The organism is Peribacillus sp. SRI_006 (genome assembly GCF_057586375.1).
On record NZ_JBYCZT010000011.1, the window covers coordinates 80,128 to 105,627 of the forward strand.

Below are 25,500 nucleotides of genomic sequence, written 5' to 3' on the forward strand. Positions count from 1 at the left end.
TTTTTCTGAAATTTGATTAATTCCATTATATAATGAATGAGCATTCAGTCAACTTTTTTCTTTTAAAAACCATTTAATTTTTCTGCCCCTTAATTATATAATTCGACAAATCCATGCATTACCCTTCTGCATTCAAAAAAAATGAAGACCCTTTCCCCCTTTTTAATGGTTACTGACAGGGAATTAGAGCCAAACTAAATATAATCATTTAGGGGGGATTTTTTTTGAAGATAATCACCACGATTGCCTCTATATTTTTATTGATCTTCTCTTGGTGCTGGGTTGATCTTAAGGTAGGGCATAACCGTTATTTGAAGCACGCAACCAACATTAAATATCCGCCTCGGAATAGCGAAATAACTGTATTCACATCAGGGAAAATCCTGTTTGAAGATTATATCAAGGAAGTCAGGCAAGCTCAGGATTCCATCCATATCCTTTTTTATATAGTAAAAAACGATAAATTCAGCAAGGACTTTTTGAAGTTACTGCAGTCAAAAGCGGAAGAGGGCGTGGAAGTGCGGCTTTTAGTCGATTGGATAGGGAGTAAAAAAATGTCCCGCCAAACCATTCAGGAGCTGACTGAAAGCGGCGTTCATTTTTCTTTCAGCTTTAAACCGAAACTCCCCTTCCTTTTCTATACCATACAAAAAAGAAATCACCGTAAGATCTCGGTGATAGATGGAAAGATCGGCTATCTTGGCGGCTTTAATATCGGTAAGGAGTATATAAACCAAGGGGAGAAGCTGAACCCCTGGAGGGATTACCATTTAAAAATGACCGGGGAAGGTGTAAAGGACCTTCAGGAAGTCTTCCTCTCGGATTGGTTCTATGATACAAACGAGGATTACAGAGGAACGCCTGCCTATTTTCCGACATTGAATCCCGGGACGCAGGCCCATCAGTTTGTCGTCTCGAATGGCAGTGATCTTGAACAGTCACTGACACACATGATTCGTCAAGCGACTAAAAAAATCATTATCGGGACTCCATACTTCATTCCCAGTGAAACTTTATTTCAGGAATTGAGGGATGCCCTTGCACGCAATGTTTCCGTTACGGTCATCGTACCTGAAATTTCAGATCACGCCCTTGTAAAAGAAGCTTCTTTTCCCTATTTTCGGGTACTAATAAAAGACGGGGCGGAAATCATGCAATTTCAAAGAGGGTTCTACCATTCTAAAGTGATGCTGATCGATGATATAATGTGTGATATCGGTACGGCTAATTTTGATAAACGCAGTTGTTTTTTAAACAGTGAAATGAACTGCACCGTATTTGACCGGACATTTATAAAAGATGTAGAAAAGGAATTGGCAGTGGACCTGGCCGAATCCAAACCGCTGAACGGGGACGCTCTTTCCAGCATGAATGTAGTCCGTTCAGCAAAAGAATCGCTGGCTTCCATCCTTTCTCCTTTTCTTTGACAACCCTTTGCTCAAGGAGAAAAATATAATGAAAATAAGATTTGGGTTCGTATCCAATGCCACCTGTTTATGGGAGGCTTCTCCGGCTAAGACACTTACTTTCAAGCGATATAGCACACTTGGTGCAGAAAAAGGAATGGAAAAGCTCCTGGATGTGACAAGGCAGAACATTGAAAATACCTTAAGGGTCCTTCAATATAACACGGCACACCAAATAGAAGTATACCGGATGTCCAGTTCCATTGTTCCTTTAGCGACACATCCCGAAATCGAATGGGATTTCGTCACTCCTTTTAAGAAAGAGTGGAAACAGCTTGGCGATTGGGCCACTGCACACAAGATGAGGCTCAGCTTTCATCCCAATCAGTTTACGCTGTTCACCAGCCCTAAGCCCGAGATCACACAAAATGCCGTGAAAGATATGGAGTTCCATTATAAAATGCTTGATGCAATGGGCATTGCGGACACCTCTTTCATCAATATCCATGTCGGTGGGGCCTATGGTGATAAAGAGTCCGCCCTTGTAAGGGTTCATGACAACCTTAAATCACTGCCTATGCACATCAAGAAAAGAATGACTTTGGAGAATGATGATAAAACCTATACAGCATCTGAAACCCTTGGCGTATGTAAAAGGGAGGGAATCCCGCTTGTATTCGATTATCACCATCATCTTGCAAACCTTTCAGATGAGCCGCTTAACGAACTGCTCACCGAGGTGTTCACCACTTGGAATCAAGCAGGGGCGGTACCAAAGATTCATATTTCATCCCCAAAATCGGCAGGTGAATTTCGCTCGCATGCAGATTATATCGATTTGGACTTCATCATGCCCCTTTTTAAAGTGCTTAAGGATCTTGGACAGGACGTGGATTTCATGATCGAGGCCAAGATGAAGGATCGGGCAATGTTGCAGCTGATTGAAGATATGGCTAAGATTCGAGGTGTAAAAAGGGTGAGCGGCGGAGCCATTGAGTGCTAAATAACCTAAAAAAAGCGGCTGTTTCGCTAGAAACAGCCGCTTTTTTCCATTACATTTTATCCGGTGCCGAAACCCCGATGATAGCCAATGCATTCTTTAACGTAATTTGGACGGATTTGACCAGTCCAAGACGCGCCTTACTTCTTTCCATTTCTTCAACATCCAGAACCTTATCTGCATTGTAGAAACTGTGGAATGTAGAAGCTAGGTCGAATATATAATTCGTCATACGGTGAGGCATCCGTTTTTCGGCTGCTTCCGCTATTGCCTGCGGGAATTCTCCTAATTTCTTCAAAAGCTCCACTTCTTTTTCAGTAGATAGGGCAGAGAAATCAGAGACTCCTTCATAGCTGATCCCTTGTTCCACACCTTGGCGCAAAATGCTGGAAATACGGGCGTGGGCATACTGTGCATAATAAACCGGGTTTTCATTGGATTGTGAGACCGCAAGATCTAAATCAAAGTCCATATGAGTATCCGCACTTCTCATTGCAAAGAAATAACGTGTTGCATCCAGACCCACTTCATCAATCAGGTCACGCATCGTAACTGCTTTACCGGTACGTTTACTCATCTTCATTTTCTCGCCATCCTTGTACAGGTGAACAAGCTGGATGATTTCCACTTCAAGCTGCTCGCGGTTGTACCCTAATGCTTCGATCGCCGCTTTCATACGAGGGATATAGCCGTGGTGATCGGCACCCCAGATATTGATCAGCGTTTCAAAGCCGCGTTCCAATTTATTACGGTGATAGGCAATATCCGGTGTCAGATATGTGTAAGACCCATCCTGCTTAATAAGCACCCGGTCTTTATCATCGCCTAATTCCGTAGAGCGGAACCATGTAGCCCCATCTTCCTCGTAAACATGGCCCCTTTCCCTCAACACTTTAAGTGCTTCATCAATTTTACCGTCTTGATAAAGGGATGTCTCGGAGTACCATACATCAAATCCGACACGGAAATTACCCAAGTCCGTTTTCAGTTTTTCCATTTCATATTTCAAGCCGTACTCACGGAAAAATTCAAAACGTTCCTTCTCATCGGCATTTACATATTTATCCCCATACTCACTTGCAAGCGTCTTACCGATGCCAATGATATCTTCGCCATGATAACCGCCCTCAGGCATATCCTTTTCGAGTCCAAGTGCCTGGAAATAACGGGCTTCTATGGAAATGGCCAAATTATTGATTTGGTTACCTGCATCATTGATATAGTATTCACGTGAAACATCATAACCTGCTTTAGCTAGGATATTACATAGCGTATCGCCTACTGCTGCACCACGGGCATGACCAAGATGGAGATCACCGGTCGGGTTCGCGGAAACGAACTCCACTTGGATTTTTTCGCCTTTACCAAAGTCACTTTCCCCATATGCTTCATCCACTTTCAAAATGACAGGAACCAGTTCTGTCAAATAAGCATTATCCATGTAGAAATTGATAAAACCCGGTCCTGCAATTTCAATTTTTTCGATGGATGCTTTTGAATTGTCAAAGTTTTCGATGATTGCCTCTGCTATCATCTTTGGCGCTTTCTTTGCAATCTTCGTTAATTGCATGGCCATATTCGTGGAATAATCTCCGTGAGTCTTATCTCTTGGCAGCTCCAATACAACATTCGGAATTTGCTCTTCTGTTGCTAAACCGGCTTTAATGACTGCCGCTTTAATCTCTTCTTTCAGTTTTTCCTGTACCTCTTTTACTATATTCATGCGTTATGCTTCCTCCTTGTAGGAAATAGTCATCTCATATTGACCGGGTTCGCTTCCCTGCATATGTAACGTATATTTAAGGACAAGTTTCCCTTGTTTGGCCTGCTCATCCCATTGATGATGGATCTTCTTCGCGGTCGTCCGTAATCCTAACCTGCCATATATACTTTCGTAATGCCCATTTGTCGCTTCCTGCAAGCGGAAAAGCTGCCTCATTTTAATGGCACCATTTCTAAGCAGGATCGTTTCATCCGGTTTGTGCTTGATGGTCGTTTGTGTTTGACCAGTTTCATTTTCCTCTTTATATTGCAAATATAAATCTGCACCTTTATACATTTTTGTACCAAATGTGACTAGCTCATACGTTTCCGTTTCTGAACCGTGCTTGATTTTTGTCTGTAAAGTCACTTTAATAGCATGCTTATCTATATCATGAAGAGTCAAAGCTACACTTCCTTCATCATGTCGTTCTTAACTTTATAAGTATAAATATTCTTCAAGGAAGTTTCAACTTGGAGCGGAAAATAAAGTGTTAAACCAGAAGTGTGCTGTCGAAATCAAGTTGTTGCAATCCATTTGATTTTAACGCAATAATGACTCATTGGGCGGAATTATTCAAAAAGAGCCCTTAATTCTATCCACGGATAAAAAAAGACCATTCCCGCTAAAAAAACAGGAACAGTCAAGTCTTCCATCATTAACCTTTTTGAACCCACCCTAGAATCATTTCGCGAATCAGCTTGCTCGCCGTATTCGCAGTTTGCTCGGATGGATCATAGATTGGTGCGACTTCTACTAAATCGCAGCCGACCACATTTATTTCAGACCGTGCTATCTCATGAATCGAAGCTAAAAGCTCTTTGGAAGTGATGCCTCCACAATCAACGGTGCCTGTTCCCGGCGCGTGCGCAGGGTCAAGAACATCGATGTCGATCGTCACATATACAGGACGGCCAGCTAACTGCGGCAGTACTTCTTTCAAAGGTTCAAGAACTTCAAATTTAGAGATGTGCATGCCATTTTCTTTTGCCCATTGGAATTCTTCCTTCAAACCGGAACGAATGCCGAAAGAGTATACATTTTTCGGGCCGATAAGTTCTGCGGATTTACGGATGATGGACGCATGGGAAAGCGGCTCTCCCTCATAATCCTCACGTAAATCTGTATGGGCATCCATATGGATGATGGCCATATCGGGATACTTTTTGAACATGGCTTTGATGACAGGCCATGTGACAAGATGTTCCCCTCCCATACCCATTGGGAACTTACCTGCATCCAACAAGCTGTCGACAAATTTTTCAATCATATCGATACTGCGCTGCGGATTGCCGAATGGTAATGGAATATCCCCGGCATCAAAGAATTTAACTTCCTCTAATTCACGATCTAAATACGGGCTGTACTCTTCCAAACCAATCGAAACTTCACGAATCCGGGTAGGGCCGAAGCGAGAACCCGGACGGAAACTTACCGTCCAGTCCATCGGCATGCCGTATAGCACAGCTTCAGATTCCTCAAAAACAGGGTGGCTTTTAATGAATACATTGCCTGAATAGGCTTCATCGAATTTCATGGTCCACGCCTCCCTTACTTCACTAAATCTTGAACGAATTTAGGCAGAACGAATGCTGCTTTATGAAGTTCTTTTGTATAATATTTAGTTTCCATTTCATGGAAACGATCTTCAGTCACTTCTAATGGATTATATTTTTTCGATCCGATCGTGAACGCCCAAAGGCCGCTTGGATACGTCGGGATATTCGCTAAATACAGGCTCGTGATTGGGAATATCTCTTTCACATCACGTTGTACATCGCGAATTAAGTCCGCTTTAAACCAAGGGTTGTCGGATTGTGCCACAAAAATCCCGTCTTCTTTCAAAGCTTTGGAAATCCCGGCATAAAAACCTTTTGTGAATAAATTGACAGCAGGTCCGACAGGTTCAGTTGAATCAACCATGATCACGTCATATTCATTTTCACTTTTGGCGATGTGCATGAAGCCATCCCCAACTTGTACGTCTACACGCGGATCTTCAAGCATGCCTGCAATTTCCGGCAGGTATTTCTTTGAGTATTCGATGACTTTCCCATCGATATCCACCAATGTAGCTTTTTTTACGCTTGGGTGTTTAAGGATTTCACGGATAACTCCTCCGTCCCCTCCACCTACAACCAAAACGTTTTCTGGATTAGGATGGGTAAATAAAGGAACATGGGCTACCATTTCATGGTAAACGAATTCATCGCGCTGTGAAGTCATTACCATGTCATCCAGCAATAGCATATTGCCCCACTCTTCCGTTTCAATCATATCAAGCTTTTGAAACTCAGTTTGCTCCGTATGTAAAGTACGATTCACTTTCATCGTAATACCAAAGTTGTCTGTTTGTTTTTCAGTAAACCAAATGCTCATTTATTAACGCTCCTTTTCCATTTCATATTGTCAGTCACCTTATAGGTTCCCCAAAATCGGTATAGTCATTAGCTAGAAAAATTATAGACGAATCTAGCAGAATTGCAAGATAAATTTCTTAAATGCAGTTCTTATGTTTAAAATTTTCTTTTTTTTCCATAATAGTAATAGATACTAGATTCTTACCCGATAAGAGAGGTGAAAGCAATGGAATTGATTCCAAGCGAACGATTTAAAAGGACAACTAAATATGTACGGGCCTTCATTATCCTTGCCGCAATCGGGCTGACAATACTCTTTGTATTGCTTCTCTCTTTACTGATTTACGCAAAAATATTAGGTCCGCCTCCTTTGGTCGTGCCGCAGTCCACTCTCTATTACAGTGATGATGGAAATGTGATCGGTGAAACAGATAATGGCCAGAAGCGTTATTGGGCCGGAATGGAGTCGATTTCACCACAGCTCATCAAAGCGACTGTCGCCGTTGAAGACCGCCAATTTTACACTCATTATGGATTTGATATAAAGCGGATCGGCGGTGCCATCCTTGCCGATATTAAGGCAATGTCCAAGGTCCAGGGTGCAAGCACCATTACCCAGCAGTATGCCCGGAACCTGTTTCTTGGGCATGACAAAACGTGGTCGCGTAAACTTAATGAGGCCTTTTATACGATACGTTTAGAAATGAACTACTCCAAAAAGGAAATTCTAGAAGGCTATTTAAATACGATTTACTATGGCCATGGCGCATATGGAGCCCAAGCTGCAAGTCAATATTACTTTGGCAAGGATGCCAAGGATCTGACTCTTCCTGAAGCGAGCATGCTGGCCGGAATACCAAAAGGGCCGTCAAACTATTCTCCATTGGATAACTTTGAAAAAGCGAAATCAAGGCAGAAAGTTGTCCTGCAATCCATGAAAAGCAAAAACTACGTTTCAGAAAAGGATATCGCGGAAGCACTGCGAACATCCCTTACATTAAAAGGGGAACACGGAACGGTCACCAAGAAGACCGCTCCCTATTTCCAGGATGCCGTCAAGCAGGCTTTAAAATCTCAGCTTCATTTAGATGACCGGACGATCGAGCTCGGCGGCCTTAAGGTGTATACGACACTGAACGAAACCCAGCAGGAGGCTGCCGAAGAGGTCCTTTCCAATACCATACCCAAGTCTTCAGGCATTCAAGCCTCGATAGTGGCAATGGATCCGGATACCGGGGAGGTCCGTGCGCTGGTCGGCGGTAAAGATTATTCCGAGTCTCCATTCAATCGGGCCACACAGGCCGTTCGCCAGCCTGGGTCAACCATGAAGCCATTGCTATACTATTCAGCGCTGGAGAATGGTTTCACACCGTCCACCACCTTGAAAAGCGAGACAACTACCTTTTCTTTCGATGATGGTCACTCATCTTACACACCGCATAATTATAACCATCAGTATGCGGAAGGCGAAATCACGATGGCTCAGGCCATTGCTCTTTCCGATAATATCTTTGCCGTAAAAACGCATTTGTTCCTTGGGGAACAGTCATTGGTCGATACGGCGCGTCGATTCGGAATCACGGCAAAGATGGATGCCGTCCCTTCCCTGGCACTCGGTACGTCAGGTGTTAGGGCGATTGAAATGGTGAACGCATACAGCATTCTGGCTAACGGCGGCAAGAAGGTTGAACCCGTGTTTATCAAAAAGGTGGAAAATCAAAAAGGTGAAGTGATTTTTGATGAAAAGGAGAAACCAGAACAGATTCTGGATAAGGACAAGGCATTTGTCATGACCCAGATGCTTACAGGTGTTTTCGATGAAACGTTAAATGGCTATACGAAAGTGACCGGCAGCACCATCAGTTCCCAGCTGACCCGCCCATATGCCGGCAAATCAGGCTCCACCCCGACGGATAGCTGGATGATCGGTTACACACCAGAGCTTGTAGCAGGAGTATGGACTGGATATGACCAAGGCAAAAAGATCGAGATCCCTGCTGAAAAAGGCTATGCAAAGAAAATCTGGGCTTCCTATATGGAAAAGGGTCTAAAAGGTAAACCGGCAAAATCATTTAAGGAAACCGAAAACGTAATCGGGGTAAACGTGAATCCCGTAAGCGGAAAATTGGCCACAAAGGATTGTCCCGTCTCAAGAATGACTTATTATGTTAAAGGAACCGAGCCTGTCGAATACTGTGCCGAGCACTTTAAGGGTGGGAATCCGAAACATGCCCCAAAAGAAGAAGAACTTAAAAAGGCCCCTTGGTACAAGAAAATCTTAAAACCTTGGGGATAACGAAAAACCCCCGAAGCCTGCAGAGGCTTCGGGGGTTTTTCTGTCCTAGTTCCACAGTGACTAAACTGCTGTCTTTAAGTTTACTGATTTTATCGCTTTCCTACAAGTGCATTTTTCACTAAACTTAACATTTCATCCATCAAACGAGATTCAAACCGTCAATGACTCCTTCAGCTGATCTGAAGAACGCTCCCACATTCCCGCATCATGGTTTTTCAGGAAGTCTGCGAGTACACGTTTTGATTTATCGTCCATTTCCTCAACGATGATCTTTCGTTTTAGCGATTTATCCATCCGGTTAACATGCTCCGGGAGCGATTTGTAACCGCGTCTAATTGATCTGTCGACCGTCATTTCACATGCTGTCACACCTGCATAGTGCGGACCATTTTGAGTGGCTTCAATGGTCACCCAAACAAGCCAGTAGGGTTTTGCATTCGGGACTTCCTCTTTAGTCTTTAAGAACTTGATCCCTTTTTCCACTGCACTCCTTGCGTGCATCGCACCGATATCGACTTCTGCTTCACCCGCATCCACATCGATGATGACCGGAGAAATATTATCGAGTGTTAATACCCCTGCCCCATATCCGCCATGGCCTTCTGTTGGGTCGTTTTTTATAATATTGAAGCCTACCTTTTTCTTTGGTTGTTCTTCCATGTTCATATCCCCCTTTATCGTTTGTCATTATTGGTTAAAAAAACAAAAGTGAAAAAAATTGACTCAAGGTGCCTCCTACAAATTTAATGCCAGTATCCAAAATCGGTCTAATTGTATATTGACTCAGCGGTGTGATGATCAGAATCAAAAAAATAAGGGAGCCATATTGTTCATACTGGGTCATTTTTGCCCGCAAGTCTGCTGAAACAAGATCCTGAACGATCCTATAACCATCGAGAGGCGGCAGCGGTAACAGATTAAATACAAATAAAAGGACATTTAAATTTATGAGTATATTTAAGAAGGGCTCGACGAAAAACGGTAACTCAGGTCCAACGCCTGCCGCCAGCAACCCGTAAAAAATCAAATACCCCAAAATTGCAACAAGCAAATTGCTGAACGGACCGGCAAAAGAGACGAGCACCCCTGCCAATTTTGGATTCTTGAAATGAAAACGATTGACCGGTACGGGTCTCGCCCAACCAAATCCGGCTATCAATATCAACAGAGTTCCGATCGGATCCAAATGTGAAATCGGATTCAACGTGACTCTCCCTTCATTCTTTGCTGTCGGGTCACCGAACTTATAGGCCACATACGCATGGGAAAATTCATGAACCGTAAATGCGATCAACAGTGACACAATGACATATGGAAGCTTTTCCAAAGGATAAACCAAAAACCGTTCTATTTGCTCCAAGAATTGCATCGATAGCTTCTCCCCCAATGTTTAATACCGTTAGTATACATCAAAAGCTCAAGAAGTGAAAAAACTCTGACTTCCGTGTCTTGCAATTCTTTTTCCATTGTGAAACACTACAAGATAAGAGAGGAAGGGGGGAAAAGAGATGCCATATGTAACAGTCAAAATGCTTGAAGGCCGTACAGACGAACAAAAAAAGGCTCTAGTCGAAAAGGTGACTGCAGCCGTGACGGAAACAACTGGAGCACCAGCTGAAGCCGTGACGATTTTCATTGAAGAAATGTCAAAAAATCATTTAGCCGTAGCCGGTGTCCGTAAAAGCGATCTATAAGATCTACATAATGGGGAAAAGCTAAGCCATCAATTCGGCTTAGCTTTTGTTTTTAACTGCTCAATATATTCATATGCCTCATCAATTTCTTCAAGGGTATATTTTTGTTTGCTTTTCAGCGTAAAAATCTTCTCGGTGACTTCCTCTTTTTCAAGCGTGTCGAAGTATAATACCGTTGAAACCAGCTCCAAAAACCTGGCATTCTGTTCGTTCATATCCTGTAAGCATGCCTCAAGTGCCGGCATCTCCACTTCCTGTATGGATAGGAAATCCTGGCCGGCATCCGTTATCGAATAACAATATTGATAATAGCCTGCTTTTTTTTCCCTTACTTCATTCAAGTAGCCCATTTCGCAGAGCTCTTCAATCCGTAAGGTCAACTCCTCCGAATACGGTCCATAAAAGTGAAATTGAAACTTTTCATGAAATGGGAAGGACAGCTTCTTCGCGATATAAACGATTTTTTGTAATTTTTTTCGACCCGAGATTTCACCGGCAGTAGAAATTGCATTGATAATGTTTGCATGATCCTTAAACAAGGCCCGTCACTCCTCACCAAAAATGTACCACTTTAATCCGATAGCTCCAAAAGCTTGCGGATCTGTTTTTTAATATTTTTCTTCGTAGATTCATCACGCAATAAATCCGCTGGATAATACAACTTATGATCCGTTCTTCTTTTCCCTGAAATTGCATCGACAATTTCGGATTCACGTGATAATTCACGAATTTCGCCATTATTTTTAAGCAAGTGAATCGGAAGTCTCTCCTCTTCCTCACCCGGCCGGTAAAAATCATACGGCAGATCTGATGAGGAATCGACGACAAGATAATAATCCGGATCGATGCCTGCCTTCTTGAATAGCGTCCTTAATTCCATCAATCTGTTCATTTGACTGTTCGACGGATGGAATTCCACATATTTAAATAGTTTACGGTTAACGAAGCGAGTGCATAAATCTTTTAAAATCGCATCGTTTTCCTCTTCCCATGCTTCGAAATAATAGAGCATCACCGATTCATCCATTTTCAAATAGTCCGTTAAAGTCACTTCTCCCTTGAACAATGAATAAAAATGGTGCGGTTCTTGGGTAAACTCATAACCGGATTCATATAAATGTTTCGCCCTATGAAGGATCTTGGTAAGTATGACCTCCGCACTTCTCGTAACTGGATGGAAATAAACCTGCCAATACATTTGGTAGCGACTCATGATATAATCCTCAACCGCATGCATCCCGCTCTGCTTTATGACGGCATGTTCTTCCCTTGGCCTCATCACACGCAAAAGCCTTTCCATATCGAAATGACCATAACTCACGCCAGTGAAATAAGCATCACGCTGTAAATAGTCCATTCTATCAGCATCGATCTGACTTGAAATCAGGCTGACTACTAATTTGCCTTTATAGGTTTTCGCGATGACTTCTGCCACTTTTTTTGGAAAATCACGCCCAACTCTAAGGAGGATCTTATTCACTTCCGTATCGCCGACGATTATCTGCTGCGTGAATTGCTCATGATCCAGATCAAACACTTTTTCAAAAGAATGAGAGAAAGGACCATGACCCAAATCATGCAGGAGGGCTGCGCACAAGGATAGTAACCGCTCCTCTGGTTTCCATTCCGGTCTGCCCTCGAAAACATCATCCACGATTCTCCGGACAATCTCGTATACTCCAAGCGAATGGCTAAGCCGACTATGTTCCGCACCATGAAAGGTTAAATAAGTCGTTCCCAGCTGTTTGATCCTACGAAGCCGCTGGAATTCCTTCGTCCCTATTAAATCCCATATAACCCGGTCACGAACATGTATATATCGGTGCACCGGATCCTTGAATACTTTTTCTTCTTGTAATTTTTCGCCGGAATATCCCATGAACTACCCTCTTTTTCATAATCTCGATGCACTCATTATAGCGTGTTTTGACAAAAAACCCTAACTTCCACCTCGCTAGTAAGAGGGGGCATTTTTTAAGAAAACGGAAGTTCCAGTCTGGTTTTGTCTCGAAAATAAGGAAATAAAAAATCACCGCAGTGTGTCGAATCTGGGTGATGATTACTGGTTCCATATATCATAAGAAACAATCCACTCTACCTATATATCATGGATCCTACTTTAGTTTTTTATTGATTTTATCTAGTAACTCATCTTCTGTCAGTGCAGCAACCGGACGGTTATTGACAAAGGCAAAAGACTTCTTTCTGCCAGGACCGCAGTAGGATTGGCAGCCCACTTCAATTTTCGCGTCGGGATCAAGCTTTTCAAGACGCGGGATCAATGTTTTTATGTTTACCGCCAAGCAGTCATCGCACACTCTGAATTCATTGGACATCCTCCGGTCACCATCCTTTCCATGACAAACTGTATTTCATCCATTTATATGACTAAAAGGTATTTTACCGTTTCTACTTATGAATATCAAGAGGGCTGAATGATGTGAAAAATGATGTAATTAATCAAAAAACTAGTATCCTTTTAACCTTTTTGTATAAAAAATCCATATTTTGTCCAAAATGCTAGTAGAACACCCATAAATCACTGCCACACGATATTTTATATAGTTATTTATTTTAAAAGTTACCAGAAAGGGAGTATGTAGAAATGAAGGTTCGTCAAGACGCCTGGACAGAAGAAGATGATTTGCTTTTGGCAGAAACGGTATTGCGCCATGTGCGGGAAGGCAGCACTCAGCTTAATGCTTTTGAAGAGGTAGGAGATAAGTTGAATCGTACCTCTGCAGCATGCGGATTCCGCTGGAATGCAGTTGTCCGCCATAATTATGATAAAGCGCTATCCCTTGCCAAGAAACAGCGTAAGCAGCGGCAAAGGATCCTTGGAAAAGATCAAGGAGGGAAAAAACGGCTTCTTTATACACCGCCGTCCCCAACGATTTCCGACATAATGGTTCCCCATGTACAAGAGGAGGAACTAGAGTTGAATACCGAAGTCGATACTGCCAATTATGAAGCAGCAGAGGAATTCGTTGTGGCAGAAGCCCTCACTCCTAAGACACAGCACACACCAGTTACTTTGGAATCGGCCATGAGCCTTGATGCCGTCATCGCCTATTTGGAATCCATGAACGGCCGCATGCTTCAAGCCGAAGTATTAAAAACCGAAAATGAAAGATTGAAGCTTGAAATTAAAGGACTGAAAAAGCGAAACGAAGATTTGGAGAATAAAATCAGCCACCTAGAACAAAACAGCGGCTTGATGCAGGAAGATTATGAAACTTTGATGAATATCATGAATCGAGCAAGAAAGCTGGTCTTGTTAGAGGAAGAGGAACGTCCGGCAACGAAGTTCAAGATGGACCGGAATGGCAATTTGGAAAAAATGGCCGAGTAATAAATAAGATAATGTGGGGTTCTGTTATATAGATCAACCACATGCCAGAGGCCGTTTCACCCCTATTTATCCGAAAAAAGGGAGCCAACAAGGCTCTTTTTTTCATTGTTTCAAGAAAGAAGAAATACTATCTCCGCCTATCATACAGTCCTTTTACAGTTTCAGTGAATGCTAAAGTCGTATTAAATGAAAGAAGCCATTCCTGACTTAATGGAACGGCTTCTTTCATATCAATCCTTTAATGCATCGAACACTTTATCATTGCGTTCGACCACTCTCGTCAAGTACGCCTCATACAGCGGCCATTCCTCAGCGGAAAGTGTGTCAGAGAATATCCTTTCGCTATGTTCCTTCAATACTTGAAGGAATCTGAGCATCACCTCTTGAACGCTCAATTGCACACCCAACAATTCGGTTAGGGATGCCATTACCGAAGGGACGATATCAGGATAAGCGAATTTGGTTTCTGCATTTCCTTTAGCTGCATCATAAAAACCCTTCACGAGACTGGCACGTTCAGCCCCGCTTCCATTGACACACAAATAGATTTGCACCGCTACACCATTGCGGATCCTGCGTTGGGATATACCGGCAAACTTTTGCCCATTTATACTTAAATCATAACTGCCAGGACAATAGGAACCGACGATTTCCCGCGCCTCCATCTTGACTGGGAAATCGGCAAACATCAATTGGACAAGCTCCCACATCGCATCATATCCACGATTGATTTCAATTTTCTGCTCGTTTTCAGGAAAAATGAGCGAAAAATTAAGGACCCCCTCATCCAGGACGACTGCAAGCCCTCCGGAATTCCTCACGATGGCCCGGAAACCATGTTCCTCCAAATGATCCAAGCCCTTTTTAAGAAAAGGCAACTTCGTATCCTGTATACCCATGACGATGGTTCGGTGGTGTACCCACGCCCTGGCTACGGCCGCTGATTTACCTGACCCAACGGAAGCGCAAAATGTATCATCCATCGCAAAGGACTCCAGAGCAGGAAACTGAGGTCCAACGGAAGATTGATCAATAATCCTCCACTCTTGCTGCATTAATAATGAATCTGTCTCACCCATACGAATCTCCCTCTACATTTAATCCTCAAGCTGCCTATTGATACTGCGCCACAAATCCCTGTGCAGCTGTAATGACAGCCAGTTTATATACATCCTCTTCACTGCATCCCCTCGAAAGGTCGTTCACCGGACGATTCAGCCCCTGAAGGATCGGACCGACCGCTTCGAAGCCACCCAAGCGCTGTACCATCTTATAGCTAATGTTCCCAGCTTCGAGACTTGGGAAAATAAAAACATTCGCATCCCCCTGAATAAGGGAATCCGGTGCTTTCTTCCTTGCCACAGAAGGGACGAAGGCCGCGTCAAACTGAAATTCCCCATCAAGGATGACTTCAGGGTCCATTTCCTTTGCCAAATCGACGGCATCAACCACTTTTAAGGTCTCGGGGGATGTTGCCGATCCCTTTGTCGAAAAGCTCAGCATCGCCACACGCGGTTCGATATCGAACATTAATGCAGTCTTCGCACTTTCTATAGCAATTTCAGCCAGGTCCTGGGAACTCGGGTTTATATTGATCGCACAATCCGCGAATACATATTTCTCTTCCTCACGGACCATGATGAACACTCCCGAGGTTTTTTGGACGCCCGGCTTTGTTTTAATGATCTTTAAGGCTGGACGAACCGTATCGGCAGTAGAATGCGTTGCGCCACTAACCATTCCATGTGCCAGTTTCATATGGACGAGCATGGTTCCAAAATAGTTCTCATCCATTAAGATTTCACGTGCTTGTACATCAGTGTCTTTACCATCACGGACCTTCACGAACGCTTCAACCATTTCATCCATCATGATATAATTCTTCGGATCATATATTTCGATTGCATCAAGGGAGATCTTTAAGTCTTTTGCCTTCTCTTGAATCAATCCGATATCCCCGATCAATACCGGTGTCACCAGTTTAGCTTGGGCAAGCCTGCCTGCTGCTCCCAAAATCCGTTCATCCAACCCTTCCGGAAAAACGATCTTTAGATTATGCCCCATAATTTTCGATTCCAATATTTCAAATAAATCACTCATTGGCTCTTCCTCCTTTTTAGATACGTTTCCCCCATTTTTTCTATATTTAACCATCCGGTAAAATCCATTGTCGTCTTCTTTTAAGAATACTCCAGCAGCCAGGTAAATTCCAGCCCTCCGCAAATTTGAAAATTACAGAAACACCGAAAAACAGTGATGGTGTTTGCGGGTTGATATAAATTTCCTTATACTGAAACTATGCTATATTAAAGTTATAATAAGACTTAGGAGTGATTGTAATGAGTGAAGCAGCACAAACTCTGGACGGCTGGTATTGTTTACATGATTTCCGCCTGATCGACTGGGCTTCTTGGAAAACGTTATCAAGTGACGAACGCCAATTGGCCATCTCGGAATTCCAAGGTTTACTGGATAAATGGAATATGACACAAAGCGACAATGAAGGCAGCCATGCCCTATATTCCATCGTTGGTCAGAAAGCGGACTTCATGCTTATGTTTGCCCGCCCGACCATGGAAGAATTGAATGCAATCGAAAACGAATTCAACAAAACGAAGCTTGCCGAATATACAATTCCCGCTTATTCATACGTTTCGGTCGTGGAATTAAGCAATTACTTAGCTGGCGGAGATGGTGAGGACCCATACCAGAACCCTCATGTTCGTTCCAGACTTTATCCGATACTGCCAAAAGCGAAACATGTATGCTTCTATCCAATGGACAAGCGTCGTGATGGCGATGATAACTGGTATATGCTTTCCATGGAAGAGCGCAAAGGCTTAATGCGTTCCCACGGCTTGATTGGCCGCAGTTATGCCGGTAAAGTAAAACAAATCATTTCAGGTTCTGTCGGTTTTGACGATTATGAATGGGGCGTGACTCTATTCGCAGATGATGTCCTTCAATTCAAAAAATTAATCTATGAAATGCGTTTTGATGAAGTGAGTGCACGATACGCTGCATTTGGCTCTTTCTTTGTAGGCAATATCCTGCCTGAAGAAAATGTATCTTCATTCCTATACGTTTAAGACGAAGGGCTTCCGGTCTCCGGAAGCTTTTTTTGCGTCCGCTCCTTTTTATTTTTTCCCCGGCTGTGGAATAAATCCAATCCCCATCCCATACATTTTCAATAGTGATGAATTTATTTTTTCACAGTCCCATTCAGCTTCAGGAAAATTGATCAAGGCAATTCCTGACTCCAGCGAGGTGAAGGAACGTTACTTCTATTCATTAGCCGGCAAGAGGATATGGCTTATATCATGAACGGCAGCCGTTATGTATCGCTTAACATTCATTGTGGTTTTTTAAGCCACCCGGGGATTGTCCAGAAAACATATACAATACTACCGGTCGCTATAAATCGCACTGTTTCTCCCAGTCCACACTCTCGGATTATCCAAATTCCACAGCATCAACTAAACCTTGAATTCAGGAGGGAATGCAATGTCACAAAATAATCCTTATGGTAATTACCCGTACGGAGGAAGCCCTTATTACCCCTATGAAAATAATGAGCCTGAACTAAGGCAGCAGAATCCTAACCAGCAGCAGGGTTACCCGCAGCAAGGATACCAACAACCACCATACCAGCCACAACAGCCGACTATGGCAGGCACGCCACAACAAATGCCGATGCAGGTGAATCCAGCCACTTCCGGACCGCAGATACCTGGCATGCTTCCGGTCGAACAGTCGTACATCGAGAACATCTTGCGTTTGAATAAAGGGAAATTGGCCACTGTTTATACAACGTTTGAAAACAACAAGGAATGGAATGCCAAGATCTTCAAAGGAATCATCGAGGCTGCAGGACGCGATCATTTAATCATAAGCGATCCTCAAACGGGAAAACGATACTTAATCCCGATGGTATACTTAGATTATATAACGTTCGATGAAGAAATCGAATATGAATATCCATTTGGAGGCACTGGGCTTACCACCTATTCGCCAAGGTAAAAAAATCCTATATAGAAGAGCCTCAGAATCTATTTAATTCCGAGGCTCTTCTTATATTGGAATGACTTTTTCCAAAAAGATCGATCAGCTCAGTTTGTAGAGGTTCGGAACATTCCACCTTCAACTCATCAGGTATGGTTTCTATCTAAATGTAATAACAAAGTTGATTGGAGAAAAAGGTGCGAGCCCGCCTCTGGATAAGCGAGTGCCTGCAGCGGTAATGTACGTCCAAATTGTATAATCCATAAAAAAAACTGCAGGCAAACTCGATTTCTTCGAATTTGTCTACAGCCTCAGCTGACCTTACAAGTATTTATACGCAGCAATGATCATTAAGACCCAAGCAACCAAGAAAGAAACTCCGCCAAGCGGTGTGATGGCACCAAGGACTTTGATTTGCGTAACGCTTAGAACGAATAGGCTTCCGGAAAATAGGATAATTCCTATTAGCATAAGCCAGCCGGACCAGTTGATCAGCGGACTATCAATTTTCCCAGCCAATAAACCGAGCACCAATAAACCCACCGCGTGGAACATTTGATATTGAACAGCGGTTTGCCAAGTTTCCAAATATTTATCAGGAATTTTCCCTTCCAGGCCGTGTGCACCGAATGCACCAAGTGCCACAGCAATAAACCCATTCAATGCACCTAAAATGATGAACAGTTTCAATTATTTCGCTCCCCTTCCCTAATTTAAAAATCGAACAAGGACTCCCCATTGGCCTCATCCATTTTAACCGGTTCTACATTCGGTGTAGCCGGCATGACGGGCTGGGTCAATGTGATTGGCTTCTGTATGCTGATGTTCGCAGCTTTTTCATCAACCATCACTTCACAAAGGGACTTAATGGCCATTACATACCCTTGCACCTTATCCTCTGAATTTGTCTGTTTCGCTTTTAAAACAAGCTCTTCGATTTTATCTAACATTTGTCTTGATGAAATATCCAACTTTACCACCTCGTCTATATACAGGTCAAAACTATCATAACTAGCATAGCAAAAATCAGAGAAGAAAACACCTTGCATATTTCCTACCTTTTAATTGGCTTTGCTTGAAATTTCAAGCATGGCTCTCCTGAAGAACGAAAGACATCAAGAGAAGGCTGGTTTGATGTTTTGAATTGAAAAGCACGGCAGCCTTTTGGAAAACTGAGATCCCAAGTTATATAGAAATGACGGCAAGCCATACAATTCACCCGTTTCGTTCTCTTGCCGATATCATCGGTTCGGGATTTTCCAATCAATTGGAGATTCCCCCATTTCCATCAGCAATTGATTTGTTTTGGAAAATGGTTTGGTGCCAAAGAAACCACGGGAAGCCGACAGCGGACTCGGATGTACAGACTTAATGATTTTATGGCGGGCTTCATCAATCAAAGGGATTTTGGTTTGAGCAGGTTTCCCCCACAGGATGAATACAACCGGTTTCGGACGGTCATTCAATAGGCGAATAATTTGATTCGTAAAGATTTCCCATCCTTTTCCGCGGTGTGAATGCGCCTCTCCCTCACGGACAGTCAAGACGGTATTCAATAGAAGCACTCCCTGTTTTGCCCATTCGACCAGGTAACCATTATCTGGTACCTCATAGCCAAGATCGGTGTGTAACTCTTTAAAGATATTTCTTAAAGAGGGCGGGATGCGCACCTCCGGCTTGACTGAAAAACTAAGGCCATGCGCCTGACCCTGGCCATGGTAAGGGTCCTGTCCAAGGATGACAACCTTTACATCTTCGAAAGGAGTATAGTGAAGCGCATTGAAAATATCGTCCTGATCCGGATGAATGACTTGCTGACTGTACTCTTGCTTTATGAATTCCCATAGCTCCTGGTAATATTCTTTTTTGAATTCCTCTTTCAATAGAGGCCACCAATCATTTGTTAAAAACTGCTTTGCCATCTGCCACAGCCCCTCTCCGCTTTTTGAAACTATATTATATCAAACTTCATCGCCTTGCCTTTTTCCATAGATTACGATTTATGTTTCTATATACCCCAAAAAGGGGAAAATAGAAAGTTAGCAAGCAATTTAACCATGTTGGAGGCTTTCCTATGAAAAAGTGGTACAAAAGAAAACGATTTTATCTGCTTGTCAGCATTTTAATCATCATTGCAATCGTCATTGCCTATAACAGCTACAAGCCACTTCCCGATGGCATTTCTTATGAAGGGAAGGTTCATCATGTCGAGGATATCGATTTCATCTATAATCTTTCCTATCACGACGAACAAGGGAATCTGCAACATGAGCAGCGAATTTTCCAAACCATAAATCAAGCCATAGAAGAGGCTGATTCTTATATCGTAATCGATATGTTTTTGTTTAATGCTTTTTATGATGAAAAGATAAACTTCCCGAAGTTAACCGAGACGCTGAAGGATAATCTGGTTGAACAGAAGAAAAAGAAACCTGACCTCCAGATTATATTCATTACTGATGAAGTGAATACTTCCTATAATGCCTACCAGTTAGAGGCATTGGAAACGATGAAGAAAAATGGAATTGATGTCATTGTTACCAACTTAGACCGCCTCCGGGATCCGAATCCTCTCTATTCAGGTGTATATCGGACCTTTTTCCAATGGTTCGGTGAAAGAGGGAAAGGCTGGATTGTCAATCCAATGGCTAAAAGCGCACCAAAGGTCACCTTGCGTTCTTATCTTAGACTGATGAATATCAAAGCCAATCACAGAAAAGTGGTCGCGACTGAAAAAACGGCCATCATCTCATCTGCCAATCCTCATGACGCAAGTGGCTTCCACTCCAATATTGCCTTCCAGATGGACGGGAATATCATCGGCGATTTCGTTAAAGCCGAAGAAGCCGCTTCGAAATTCTCGGGAGGACCAAAGTCATTTCCTGAGTTCAAGGAGAAATCAGCTGATAAAGGGCCGATATCAGTACAACTGCTAACGGAAGGAAAAATCAATAAACATGTCCTAAAGGCAATTAAGGATGCCGAAAAAGGTGACAAGATCCATCTTGCCATGTTCTACATTGCCGATCGCGAGGTTGTCGAGGCATTAACGGATGCAGCTAAACGGGGTGTGAAGATTGAAATGATATTGGATCCGAATCAAAACGCATTCGGAAGTGAAAAAATCGGGCTGCCCAATCTTCCGGTTGCCGCCGAATTCGAAAAACTTGGGGATGAAAACATCTCGATCCGCTGGTATAAAACAGATAAAGAACAGTTCCATACAAAATTGATGATGATCCGAAAGGCTGATGAAACGGTCATTCTTGGAGGATCGGCTAATTATACTTCACGAAATCTAGATGACTATAACCTTGAAGCGAATGTTGAAATCCATGCTCCAAATGATGCGGACGTTTCCAAGGATGTCGACAGCTATTTCCATAGACTCTGGACAAATCAAAACGGAACATACACGTTGGATTACAGTGAATACCAAAAGAAACTGCCTGTCTTCAAATACTTGACCTACCGCATACAGAAGGTATTCCGCTTCACCACTTACTAAATATTCTTTGAGATAAATGTTTAACAGGGCCCAAATGAGGTTATATACTACTATAGCCAATCAGCAACTGTAATAAGCAAGATTCCATTTACCTATTTTCAAGAAAACCTTAATGAAATTCAAGGAGGAGTTTATATGTATCAAGTACATGTAGTAGAAAACGGTTTACAAGCAAAGGAAAAAATCGATGAATTAGTTACATCAGGTTATACGAAAGACGATGTATATTTGTTTGCCCATGATAAAACCCGTTCTAAACACCTTACCGAGAATACAAATACAGAAGGTGTAGGCATGAAGGAACAAGGTTTCCTTGATACCGTCGGAAATCTCTTTAAATCTCGCGGAGATGAACTTCGTAATCGAATGAGCAACCTTGGCCTTAGCGATATGGAGGCAGAGCGTTACGAGGAAGTTCTTGACGAAGGAAAAGTAGTCATCGTTGCTTCCAAACAAGATAACAAAGACGGGGTCACACACTAAAACCCGTACCATTACCCTATATGGATTCATAAAAAAACGAGGCCCCAAAACCTGAGGCCTCGTTTTTTTTGAGCATTATCCCAGGATGCTTTGGTACGCGGCCTTTGCATGGACCATATCCTTCGTACCGTGAATCAACGCCCTGCCATCCTTGAAAATGACGATACGTTCCCCAGCTTTTTCACAGGAGAGAAGAAACGGATTGAATTTCACCAAATAACCGCTGCCGTCCAGATCTTTGGCTAATTTTTCGAGTTGCAGTTCCAGAGGTTTTGGCGGTCTTACCTGTACAGTGTCCCTCCCGCAAAGAACAGCCGTTTTCGTTGCATTTTCCATTGTTAAAAAGGGGTATGTCCTCTGCTCTCCGCATGAGAGACAATCTTTCTTTCTCGCTTTTGTCAATTTAACGGTTTGGTATTGATTTCTCCACAGATCAAAAGAAACTAGTGCAGGCCGTACCGATTCCCAATCTTCAACAAGGATTTTCAAAGCCTCGGCAGTTTGGTGTGCCACTACCATCGTAACAGCTGGTGATATGATCCCTCCTGTGTCACAGGTCATTCCTTGAATCGGGATCGCTTTAAGCAAACAGTGCAAACATGGAGTCTGCCCGGGAAGGATCGTCAAAGTCATGCCCACGCTCCCCACACATGCCCCATAAATCCACGGTATATGAAGCTTTTGTGATAAATCATTAATAATCATCCGTGTCTCAAAGTTATCGGTTGCATCCAATATCAAATCAACATCACCAAGCAGCCGTTCGAGATTCTGGGCAGTTGCATCCATGATGATGGCATTCACTTCAACTTCATGGTTGATATCCAATAAATGACGCTTTGCCGCCTCTGCTTTTGGCAGTTTCTCCGCGACATCCCGTTCCGTATACATTTGTTGGCGCTGTAAATTACTCGTTTCGACATAATCCCTGTCGACAATGGTAAGCTTCCCTACTCCTGCACGAGTAAGGGCCTCGGCATTAGCAGATCCCAAAGCCCCTGCACCAAGAAGCAAGACATGCTTCTTCATAATTTTCAATTGGCCCCCTTCACCAACTGGGGCGAATAAAGTTTGCCTTGAATATCGCTCTTTCACCGTGAGCCCTCCCTTCCGGACGCTTCACCCTCCACTTACTGGCGGAATGAAAGCAACTGTATCTCCATCAGATAAAATCGTGTCATCATCAGCAAATTCCTCATTGACCGCTGTCATCACGGTTTCAAGACCTTCCAATTGAAAATCCACCTTCATCTTTCCTTTTAGCTGGGCAACAGTCATTCCATTTCCTTCTATTGAAACAGTCTCTTTGCCTAGCTCATCTTTCAATTGGGCAAATAAAAGTACATTAATCATCAATATCCCCCTCTTCCGGTTTCCCTGATGGATATGGAACGGTTTCCAACTGGTTTCCTACCCAGGTTTCCCCATCTTCCCAATGTTCTTTTTTCCAAATCGGGACGATTTCTTTAATTCTTTCGATCGCATACCTATTGGCCTCATATGCATCATTTCGGTGTGGCGTACTAACGGCAATAACCACTGCGATATCCGTGATTTCAAGTTTACCTACACGATGGGTGATCGCCGTTTCTGCATCAGGCCAACGCTCCTTGATCTCAGATCCGATTTGCTCCAATTTCTTGATGGCCATCGGTACATACGCTTCGTAAATTAAGAAGAGGGTCTTTTTTCCTTTCGTCATTTCCCTCACTGTACCAATGAAAGTCGTGACGGCACCCGCATTTCGACTGACTACTTTATCAATCACTTCCTGGATGACAATCGGCTCTTTTGAAATATTATAATTCATGTCTACCATCCTTTATATAATTCAGTTTGATCAATATAATCTGCCTCTTGATAATCTTCCCTCGTATTCATATTGAAAAAAAGGTAGTGAAATTGTTCAGGATTCTCGCGATTTAACGTAAAGTCGGTTTCTTTCATGATTTTCACCGAGATCTTTTCCAAGAATAGACTCATTTTTAATTCATGTTTTAATAAACACTCCGTCAGTACAGAAAGACACCTTTTATGGTAAACAGCAAAAAGCGGCTGGAGCCTGCCATTTATTTCTGGAATGACAGCATCGAATCCAGGTTCATAATGGGTAATGATATCCTTTATGGCATCTGCACTCACAAACGGCATATCGCACGCTGCAAGGAACTGAAGCTCCGTTTTCGATGAGGTCAACCCTGCATGCAATCCACCAAGAGGTCCTTGATCTTTATGTAAATCCGGAATGAGCGGAAGTTGCAGAAAATGATATTCTTCAAACGTATTCGTAATGACCATAATGTTTTCTGACACCTTTTTCAACTCGGATGCCACTCTTGAAATGTTCACAACGCCGCCTACGGTCAAAAGTGCCTTATTCACTCCCATACGGCTTGATTTCCCGCCAGCTAAAAGCAACATGGTCCACTCCATAGAAATCAACCTCCCTTTTTTGGGTTTAATCCAGCATCGAACGGAAAAGCTATACTAAATGTGTCTCCACTATATTTAAATATTTTAAATCAAATTTGAAAATAATGACACTTTCACAACCTTTGCTTTGTCCATCAAAAGTTGGAGGCAGGGTCCGAAGCTAAAAGTGCATGCTGAGATCCATCCAATTTCCTTAATTACAGGTTCGAAAAATGACTTATACGAGGCGATTGCCCTTCATTCGCCAAGACACTCATAGTAGGCTGAAAGCTAAGTTTTACATAAAAGAAATTTTGGTATATTCTAAAAATAGGATATTAACTGGTATGCTGATAATATCGATATCTAATTCTCCTGAGGAGGTCACATAATGACTATGAAAAGAGCTATGACAGTTGCCGGATCTGATTCGAGCGGCGGCGCAGGTCTTCAAGCAGATTTAAAGACATTCCAAGAATTCGGCGTTTACGGTATGTCCGCTTTAACGACAATCGTGACGATGGATCCGAAGAATGGCTGGGCCCATAATGTATTCCCTACACCGGTCGAAGTTTTGGAAGCCCAAATCGAAACGATTCTATCAATAGGCATTGATGCCATGAAGACAGGAATGCTTGGATCAGTGGAAATCATTGAACTTGTTGCCCGTAAAATAGATGAGTTGAAGCTGGACAAAGTCGTAATCGATCCAGTTATGGTATGTAAAGGTGAAGATGAAGTATTGCACCCTGAAACGGCTGTAGCACTACGCGAACTGCTTGTTCCACGTGCAACTGTAGTCACACCTAACCTGTTCGAGGCCGCTCAGTTAGCGGGAACTGCTCCTATCAAGTCGATTGATGATATGAGGGCTGCAGCTGAAAAGATTCATGCACTTGGTGCAAAATATGTCTTGATCAAAGGCGGTAATAAGCTTGATCATGATAAAGCCATCGACCTTTTATATGATGGACAAGAATTTGAAATCCTTGAATCGGAAAAAATCGAAACGACCAATACACATGGTGCCGGCTGTTCATCTTCTGCCGCCATTGCAGCTCAATTGGCTGAAGGGAAAAGCCCGCGTGAAGCTATCCTCGTTTCCAAAGACTTCATCACCGAAGCGGTTCGCCATTCTTGGAAAATGAATGACTATGTCGGACCCGTCAATCATGGTGCATACCATAAATATGGGGTTGCGGAAAAAACAAAAAAATAAAACATC

Annotated in this window: 28 protein-coding genes; 10 read left to right on the forward strand and 18 right to left on the reverse strand. The window is 42.9% G+C overall.

All coding sequences use genetic code 11. The features are described from left to right. Positions 1–224 precede the first annotated feature (224 nt). On the forward strand, positions 225–1,427 hold the full coding sequence (gene cls / locus AC2YHV_RS17065; RefSeq protein ID WP_400449987.1) for a cardiolipin synthase: 1,203 nt from the start codon (positions 225–227) through the stop codon (positions 1,425–1,427). A gap of 28 nt (positions 1,428–1,455) precedes the next feature. Then, positions 1,456–2,409: a UV DNA damage repair endonuclease UvsE gene (gene uvsE, locus AC2YHV_RS17070; protein ID WP_095678755.1), complete on the forward strand. Its 954-nt coding sequence runs from the start codon at positions 1,456–1,458 to the stop codon at positions 2,407–2,409. 49 nt (positions 2,410–2,458) lie between these two features. Here the strand turns inward: uvsE and argS are convergent, their stop codons facing one another. The 4 genes from argS to speE all read right to left on the reverse strand — a co-directional run bounded on the left by argS (position 2,459) and on the right by speE (position 6,547). Further along, positions 2,459–4,129, reverse strand: coding sequence for an arginine--tRNA ligase (argS, locus tag AC2YHV_RS17075; protein ID WP_377331892.1), 1,671 nt, complete (start codon positions 4,127–4,129; stop codon positions 2,459–2,461). A gap of 3 nt (positions 4,130–4,132) precedes the next feature. Continuing rightward, positions 4,133–4,573, reverse strand: coding sequence for a YwiB family protein (locus tag AC2YHV_RS17080; protein WP_048683553.1), 441 nt, complete (start codon positions 4,571–4,573; stop codon positions 4,133–4,135). Between the two features lie 253 nt (positions 4,574–4,826). After that, on the reverse strand, positions 4,827–5,705 hold the full coding sequence (gene speB, locus AC2YHV_RS17085; protein WP_034315888.1) for an agmatinase: 879 nt from the start codon (positions 5,703–5,705) through the stop codon (positions 4,827–4,829). A gap of 14 nt (positions 5,706–5,719) precedes the next feature. Then, positions 5,720–6,547, reverse strand: a complete 828-nt coding sequence (speE, locus tag AC2YHV_RS17090; RefSeq protein WP_487373672.1) for a spermidine synthase — start codon at positions 6,545–6,547, stop codon at positions 5,720–5,722. Between the two features lie 207 nt (positions 6,548–6,754). On the opposite strand from speE, the gene AC2YHV_RS17095 reads away from it, so the two are divergent. Further along, positions 6,755–8,824 (forward strand): transglycosylase domain-containing protein, encoded by a 2,070-nt coding sequence (locus AC2YHV_RS17095; protein WP_487373673.1) that lies wholly within the window; start codon positions 6,755–6,757, stop codon positions 8,822–8,824. A 150-nt stretch (positions 8,825–8,974) separates the two neighbouring features. Here AC2YHV_RS17095 and AC2YHV_RS17100 read toward each other — a convergent pair whose 3' ends face one another. Then, positions 8,975–9,484, reverse strand: a complete 510-nt coding sequence (locus tag AC2YHV_RS17100; RefSeq protein WP_098185023.1) for a YwhD family protein — start codon at positions 9,482–9,484, stop codon at positions 8,975–8,977. 34 nt (positions 9,485–9,518) lie between these two features. Then, the gene (locus AC2YHV_RS17105; RefSeq protein ID WP_194719487.1) at positions 9,519–10,193 is read right to left on the reverse strand and encodes a site-2 protease family protein; all 675 of its coding nucleotides are present in this window, start codon (positions 10,191–10,193) and stop codon (positions 9,519–9,521) included. Between the two features lie 139 nt (positions 10,194–10,332). Between AC2YHV_RS17105 and thmT the strand changes: the two genes are divergently transcribed. After that, positions 10,333–10,518 carry a 2-hydroxymuconate tautomerase gene (gene thmT, locus AC2YHV_RS17110; protein ID WP_034315897.1) on the forward strand — a complete coding sequence of 62 codons (186 nt, stop codon included), beginning with the start codon at positions 10,333–10,335 and terminating at the stop codon, positions 10,516–10,518. Between the two features lie 29 nt (positions 10,519–10,547). On the opposite strand, the gene AC2YHV_RS17115 is transcribed toward thmT, so the two are convergent. From AC2YHV_RS17115 to AC2YHV_RS17125, 3 genes are all read right to left on the reverse strand, one after another. After that, the gene (locus tag AC2YHV_RS17115) at positions 10,548–11,057 is read right to left on the reverse strand and encodes a YwgA family protein (protein WP_034315899.1); all 510 of its coding nucleotides are present in this window, start codon (positions 11,055–11,057) and stop codon (positions 10,548–10,550) included. Between the two features lie 32 nt (positions 11,058–11,089). Continuing rightward, on the reverse strand, positions 11,090–12,397 hold the full coding sequence (locus tag AC2YHV_RS17120; protein WP_487373674.1) for an HD domain-containing protein: 1,308 nt from the start codon (positions 12,395–12,397) through the stop codon (positions 11,090–11,092). 235 nt (positions 12,398–12,632) lie between these two features. Next, on the reverse strand, positions 12,633–12,854 hold the full coding sequence (locus AC2YHV_RS17125) for a YuzB family protein (RefSeq protein WP_034315903.1): 222 nt from the start codon (positions 12,852–12,854) through the stop codon (positions 12,633–12,635). Positions 12,855–13,123: 269 nt separating this feature from the next. Here AC2YHV_RS17125 and AC2YHV_RS17130 point away from each other — a divergent pair, with 269 nt between their 5' ends. Next, positions 13,124–13,870: an RsfA family transcriptional regulator gene (locus tag AC2YHV_RS17130; protein ID WP_095390579.1), complete on the forward strand. Its 747-nt coding sequence runs from the start codon at positions 13,124–13,126 to the stop codon at positions 13,868–13,870. A 230-nt stretch (positions 13,871–14,100) separates the two neighbouring features. Here the strand turns inward: AC2YHV_RS17130 and lipL are convergent, their stop codons facing one another. Both lipL and pta read right to left on the reverse strand, forming a co-directional pair. Further along, positions 14,101–14,949, reverse strand: a complete 849-nt coding sequence (gene lipL / locus AC2YHV_RS17135) for an octanoyl-[GcvH]:protein N-octanoyltransferase (protein ID WP_487373675.1) — start codon at positions 14,947–14,949, stop codon at positions 14,101–14,103. 34 nt (positions 14,950–14,983) lie between these two features. Continuing rightward, positions 14,984–15,970, reverse strand: a complete 987-nt coding sequence (gene pta, locus AC2YHV_RS17140; RefSeq protein ID WP_034315909.1) for a phosphate acetyltransferase — start codon at positions 15,968–15,970, stop codon at positions 14,984–14,986. A gap of 239 nt (positions 15,971–16,209) precedes the next feature. On the opposite strand from pta, the gene hemQ reads away from it, so the two are divergent. Together hemQ and gerQ are read left to right on the forward strand one after the other, a co-directional pair. Beyond that, on the forward strand, positions 16,210–16,959 hold the full coding sequence (gene hemQ / locus AC2YHV_RS17145; protein WP_053536913.1) for a hydrogen peroxide-dependent heme synthase: 750 nt from the start codon (positions 16,210–16,212) through the stop codon (positions 16,957–16,959). A 415-nt stretch (positions 16,960–17,374) separates the two neighbouring features. Further along, a complete protein-coding gene (gene gerQ / locus AC2YHV_RS17150) occupies positions 17,375–17,890 on the forward strand; it encodes a spore coat protein GerQ (protein ID WP_268563621.1) in 516 nt (171 codons plus the stop codon). 303 nt (positions 17,891–18,193) lie between these two features. Here gerQ and AC2YHV_RS17155 read toward each other — a convergent pair whose 3' ends face one another. The 3 genes from AC2YHV_RS17155 to AC2YHV_RS17165 form a co-directional block, all read right to left on the reverse strand. Further along, on the reverse strand, positions 18,194–18,562 hold the full coding sequence (locus AC2YHV_RS17155; protein WP_053536916.1) for a DUF423 domain-containing protein: 369 nt from the start codon (positions 18,560–18,562) through the stop codon (positions 18,194–18,196). 23 nt (positions 18,563–18,585) lie between these two features. Then, positions 18,586–18,843, reverse strand: coding sequence for a YwdI family protein (locus tag AC2YHV_RS17160; RefSeq protein ID WP_487373676.1), 258 nt, complete (start codon positions 18,841–18,843; stop codon positions 18,586–18,588). Positions 18,844–19,113: 270 nt separating this feature from the next. Further along, a complete protein-coding gene (locus tag AC2YHV_RS17165; RefSeq protein ID WP_057278207.1) occupies positions 19,114–19,794 on the reverse strand; it encodes a uracil-DNA glycosylase in 681 nt (226 codons plus the stop codon). Between the two features lie 152 nt (positions 19,795–19,946). Here AC2YHV_RS17165 and AC2YHV_RS17170 point away from each other — a divergent pair, with 152 nt between their 5' ends. Then, positions 19,947–21,380 carry a phospholipase D family protein gene (locus AC2YHV_RS17170; RefSeq protein WP_487373677.1) on the forward strand — a complete coding sequence of 478 codons (1,434 nt, stop codon included), beginning with the start codon at positions 19,947–19,949 and terminating at the stop codon, positions 21,378–21,380. Positions 21,381–21,515: 135 nt separating this feature from the next. Next, positions 21,516–21,863 carry a YflT domain-containing protein gene (locus AC2YHV_RS17175; RefSeq protein ID WP_053536921.1) on the forward strand — a complete coding sequence of 116 codons (348 nt, stop codon included), beginning with the start codon at positions 21,516–21,518 and terminating at the stop codon, positions 21,861–21,863. Positions 21,864–21,938: 75 nt separating this feature from the next. Here the strand turns inward: AC2YHV_RS17175 and AC2YHV_RS17180 are convergent, their stop codons facing one another. The 4 genes from AC2YHV_RS17180 to mobA are packed head-to-tail and all read right to left on the reverse strand — an operon-like array spanning position 21,939 to position 24,296. Then, positions 21,939–22,958, reverse strand: coding sequence for a MoeB/ThiF family adenylyltransferase (locus AC2YHV_RS17180; RefSeq protein ID WP_487373678.1), 1,020 nt, complete (start codon positions 22,956–22,958; stop codon positions 21,939–21,941). Between the two features lie 24 nt (positions 22,959–22,982). After that, the gene (gene moaD / locus AC2YHV_RS17185; RefSeq protein ID WP_487373679.1) at positions 22,983–23,216 is read right to left on the reverse strand and encodes a molybdopterin converting factor subunit 1; all 234 of its coding nucleotides are present in this window, start codon (positions 23,214–23,216) and stop codon (positions 22,983–22,985) included. Then, entirely contained in the window at positions 23,209–23,673 is a 465-nt protein-coding gene (locus tag AC2YHV_RS17190) for a molybdenum cofactor biosynthesis protein MoaE (RefSeq protein ID WP_053536924.1), read from the reverse strand. Before AC2YHV_RS17190 ends, moaD begins: the two co-directional genes overlap by 8 nt. A 2-nt stretch (positions 23,674–23,675) precedes the next feature. Next, entirely contained in the window at positions 23,676–24,296 is a 621-nt protein-coding gene (gene mobA, locus AC2YHV_RS17195; RefSeq protein WP_487373680.1) for a molybdenum cofactor guanylyltransferase, read from the reverse strand. A gap of 370 nt (positions 24,297–24,666) precedes the next feature. On the opposite strand from mobA, the gene pdxK reads away from it, so the two are divergent. Continuing rightward, on the forward strand, positions 24,667–25,494 hold the full coding sequence (gene pdxK, locus AC2YHV_RS17200) for a pyridoxine/pyridoxal/pyridoxamine kinase (protein WP_487373682.1): 828 nt from the start codon (positions 24,667–24,669) through the stop codon (positions 25,492–25,494). Positions 25,495–25,500: the final 6 nt, after the last annotated feature.

Coding starts and splice junctions, on each gene's coding strand:
- thmT (WP_034315897.1), top strand. CDS start 10,333: ATGCCATATGTAACAGTCAAAATGCTTGAAGGCCGTACAGACGAACAA.
- uvsE (WP_095678755.1), top strand. CDS start 1,456: ATGAAAATAAGATTTGGGTTCGTATCCAATGCCACCTGTTTATGGGAG.
- speB (WP_034315888.1), bottom strand. CDS start 5,705: ATGAAATTCGATGAAGCCTATTCAGGCAATGTATTCATTAAAAGCCAC.
- hemQ (WP_053536913.1), top strand. CDS start 16,210: ATGAGTGAAGCAGCACAAACTCTGGACGGCTGGTATTGTTTACATGAT.
- gerQ (WP_268563621.1), top strand. CDS start 17,375: ATGTCACAAAATAATCCTTATGGTAATTACCCGTACGGAGGAAGCCCT.
- AC2YHV_RS17095 (WP_487373673.1), top strand. CDS start 6,755: ATGGAATTGATTCCAAGCGAACGATTTAAAAGGACAACTAAATATGTA.
- AC2YHV_RS17165 (WP_057278207.1), bottom strand. CDS start 19,794: ATGGCAAAGCAGTTTTTAACAAATGATTGGTGGCCTCTATTGAAAGAG.
- AC2YHV_RS17130 (WP_095390579.1), top strand. CDS start 13,124: ATGAAGGTTCGTCAAGACGCCTGGACAGAAGAAGATGATTTGCTTTTG.
- pdxK (WP_487373682.1), top strand. CDS start 24,667: ATGACTATGAAAAGAGCTATGACAGTTGCCGGATCTGATTCGAGCGGC.
- lipL (WP_487373675.1), bottom strand. CDS start 14,949: ATGGGTGAGACAGATTCATTATTAATGCAGCAAGAGTGGAGGATTATT.
- AC2YHV_RS17125 (WP_034315903.1), bottom strand. CDS start 12,854: ATGTCCAATGAATTCAGAGTGTGCGATGACTGCTTGGCGGTAAACATA.
- AC2YHV_RS17190 (WP_053536924.1), bottom strand. CDS start 23,673: ATGAATTATAATATTTCAAAAGAGCCGATTGTCATCCAGGAAGTGATT.
- AC2YHV_RS17170 (WP_487373677.1), top strand. CDS start 19,947: ATGAAAAAGTGGTACAAAAGAAAACGATTTTATCTGCTTGTCAGCATT.
- moaD (WP_487373679.1), bottom strand. CDS start 23,216: ATGATTAATGTACTTTTATTTGCCCAATTGAAAGATGAGCTAGGCAAA.
- AC2YHV_RS17175 (WP_053536921.1), top strand. CDS start 21,516: ATGTATCAAGTACATGTAGTAGAAAACGGTTTACAAGCAAAGGAAAAA.
- AC2YHV_RS17100 (WP_098185023.1), bottom strand. CDS start 9,484: ATGGAAGAACAACCAAAGAAAAAGGTAGGCTTCAATATTATAAAAAAC.
- mobA (WP_487373680.1), bottom strand. CDS start 24,296: ATGGAGTGGACCATGTTGCTTTTAGCTGGCGGGAAATCAAGCCGTATG.
- argS (WP_377331892.1), bottom strand. CDS start 4,129: ATGAATATAGTAAAAGAGGTACAGGAAAAACTGAAAGAAGAGATTAAA.
- AC2YHV_RS17120 (WP_487373674.1), bottom strand. CDS start 12,397: ATGGGATATTCCGGCGAAAAATTACAAGAAGAAAAAGTATTCAAGGAT.
- speE (WP_487373672.1), bottom strand. CDS start 6,547: ATGAGCATTTGGTTTACTGAAAAACAAACAGACAACTTTGGTATTACG.
- AC2YHV_RS17105 (WP_194719487.1), bottom strand. CDS start 10,193: ATGCAATTCTTGGAGCAAATAGAACGGTTTTTGGTTTATCCTTTGGAA.
- pta (WP_034315909.1), bottom strand. CDS start 15,970: ATGAGTGATTTATTTGAAATATTGGAATCGAAAATTATGGGGCATAAT.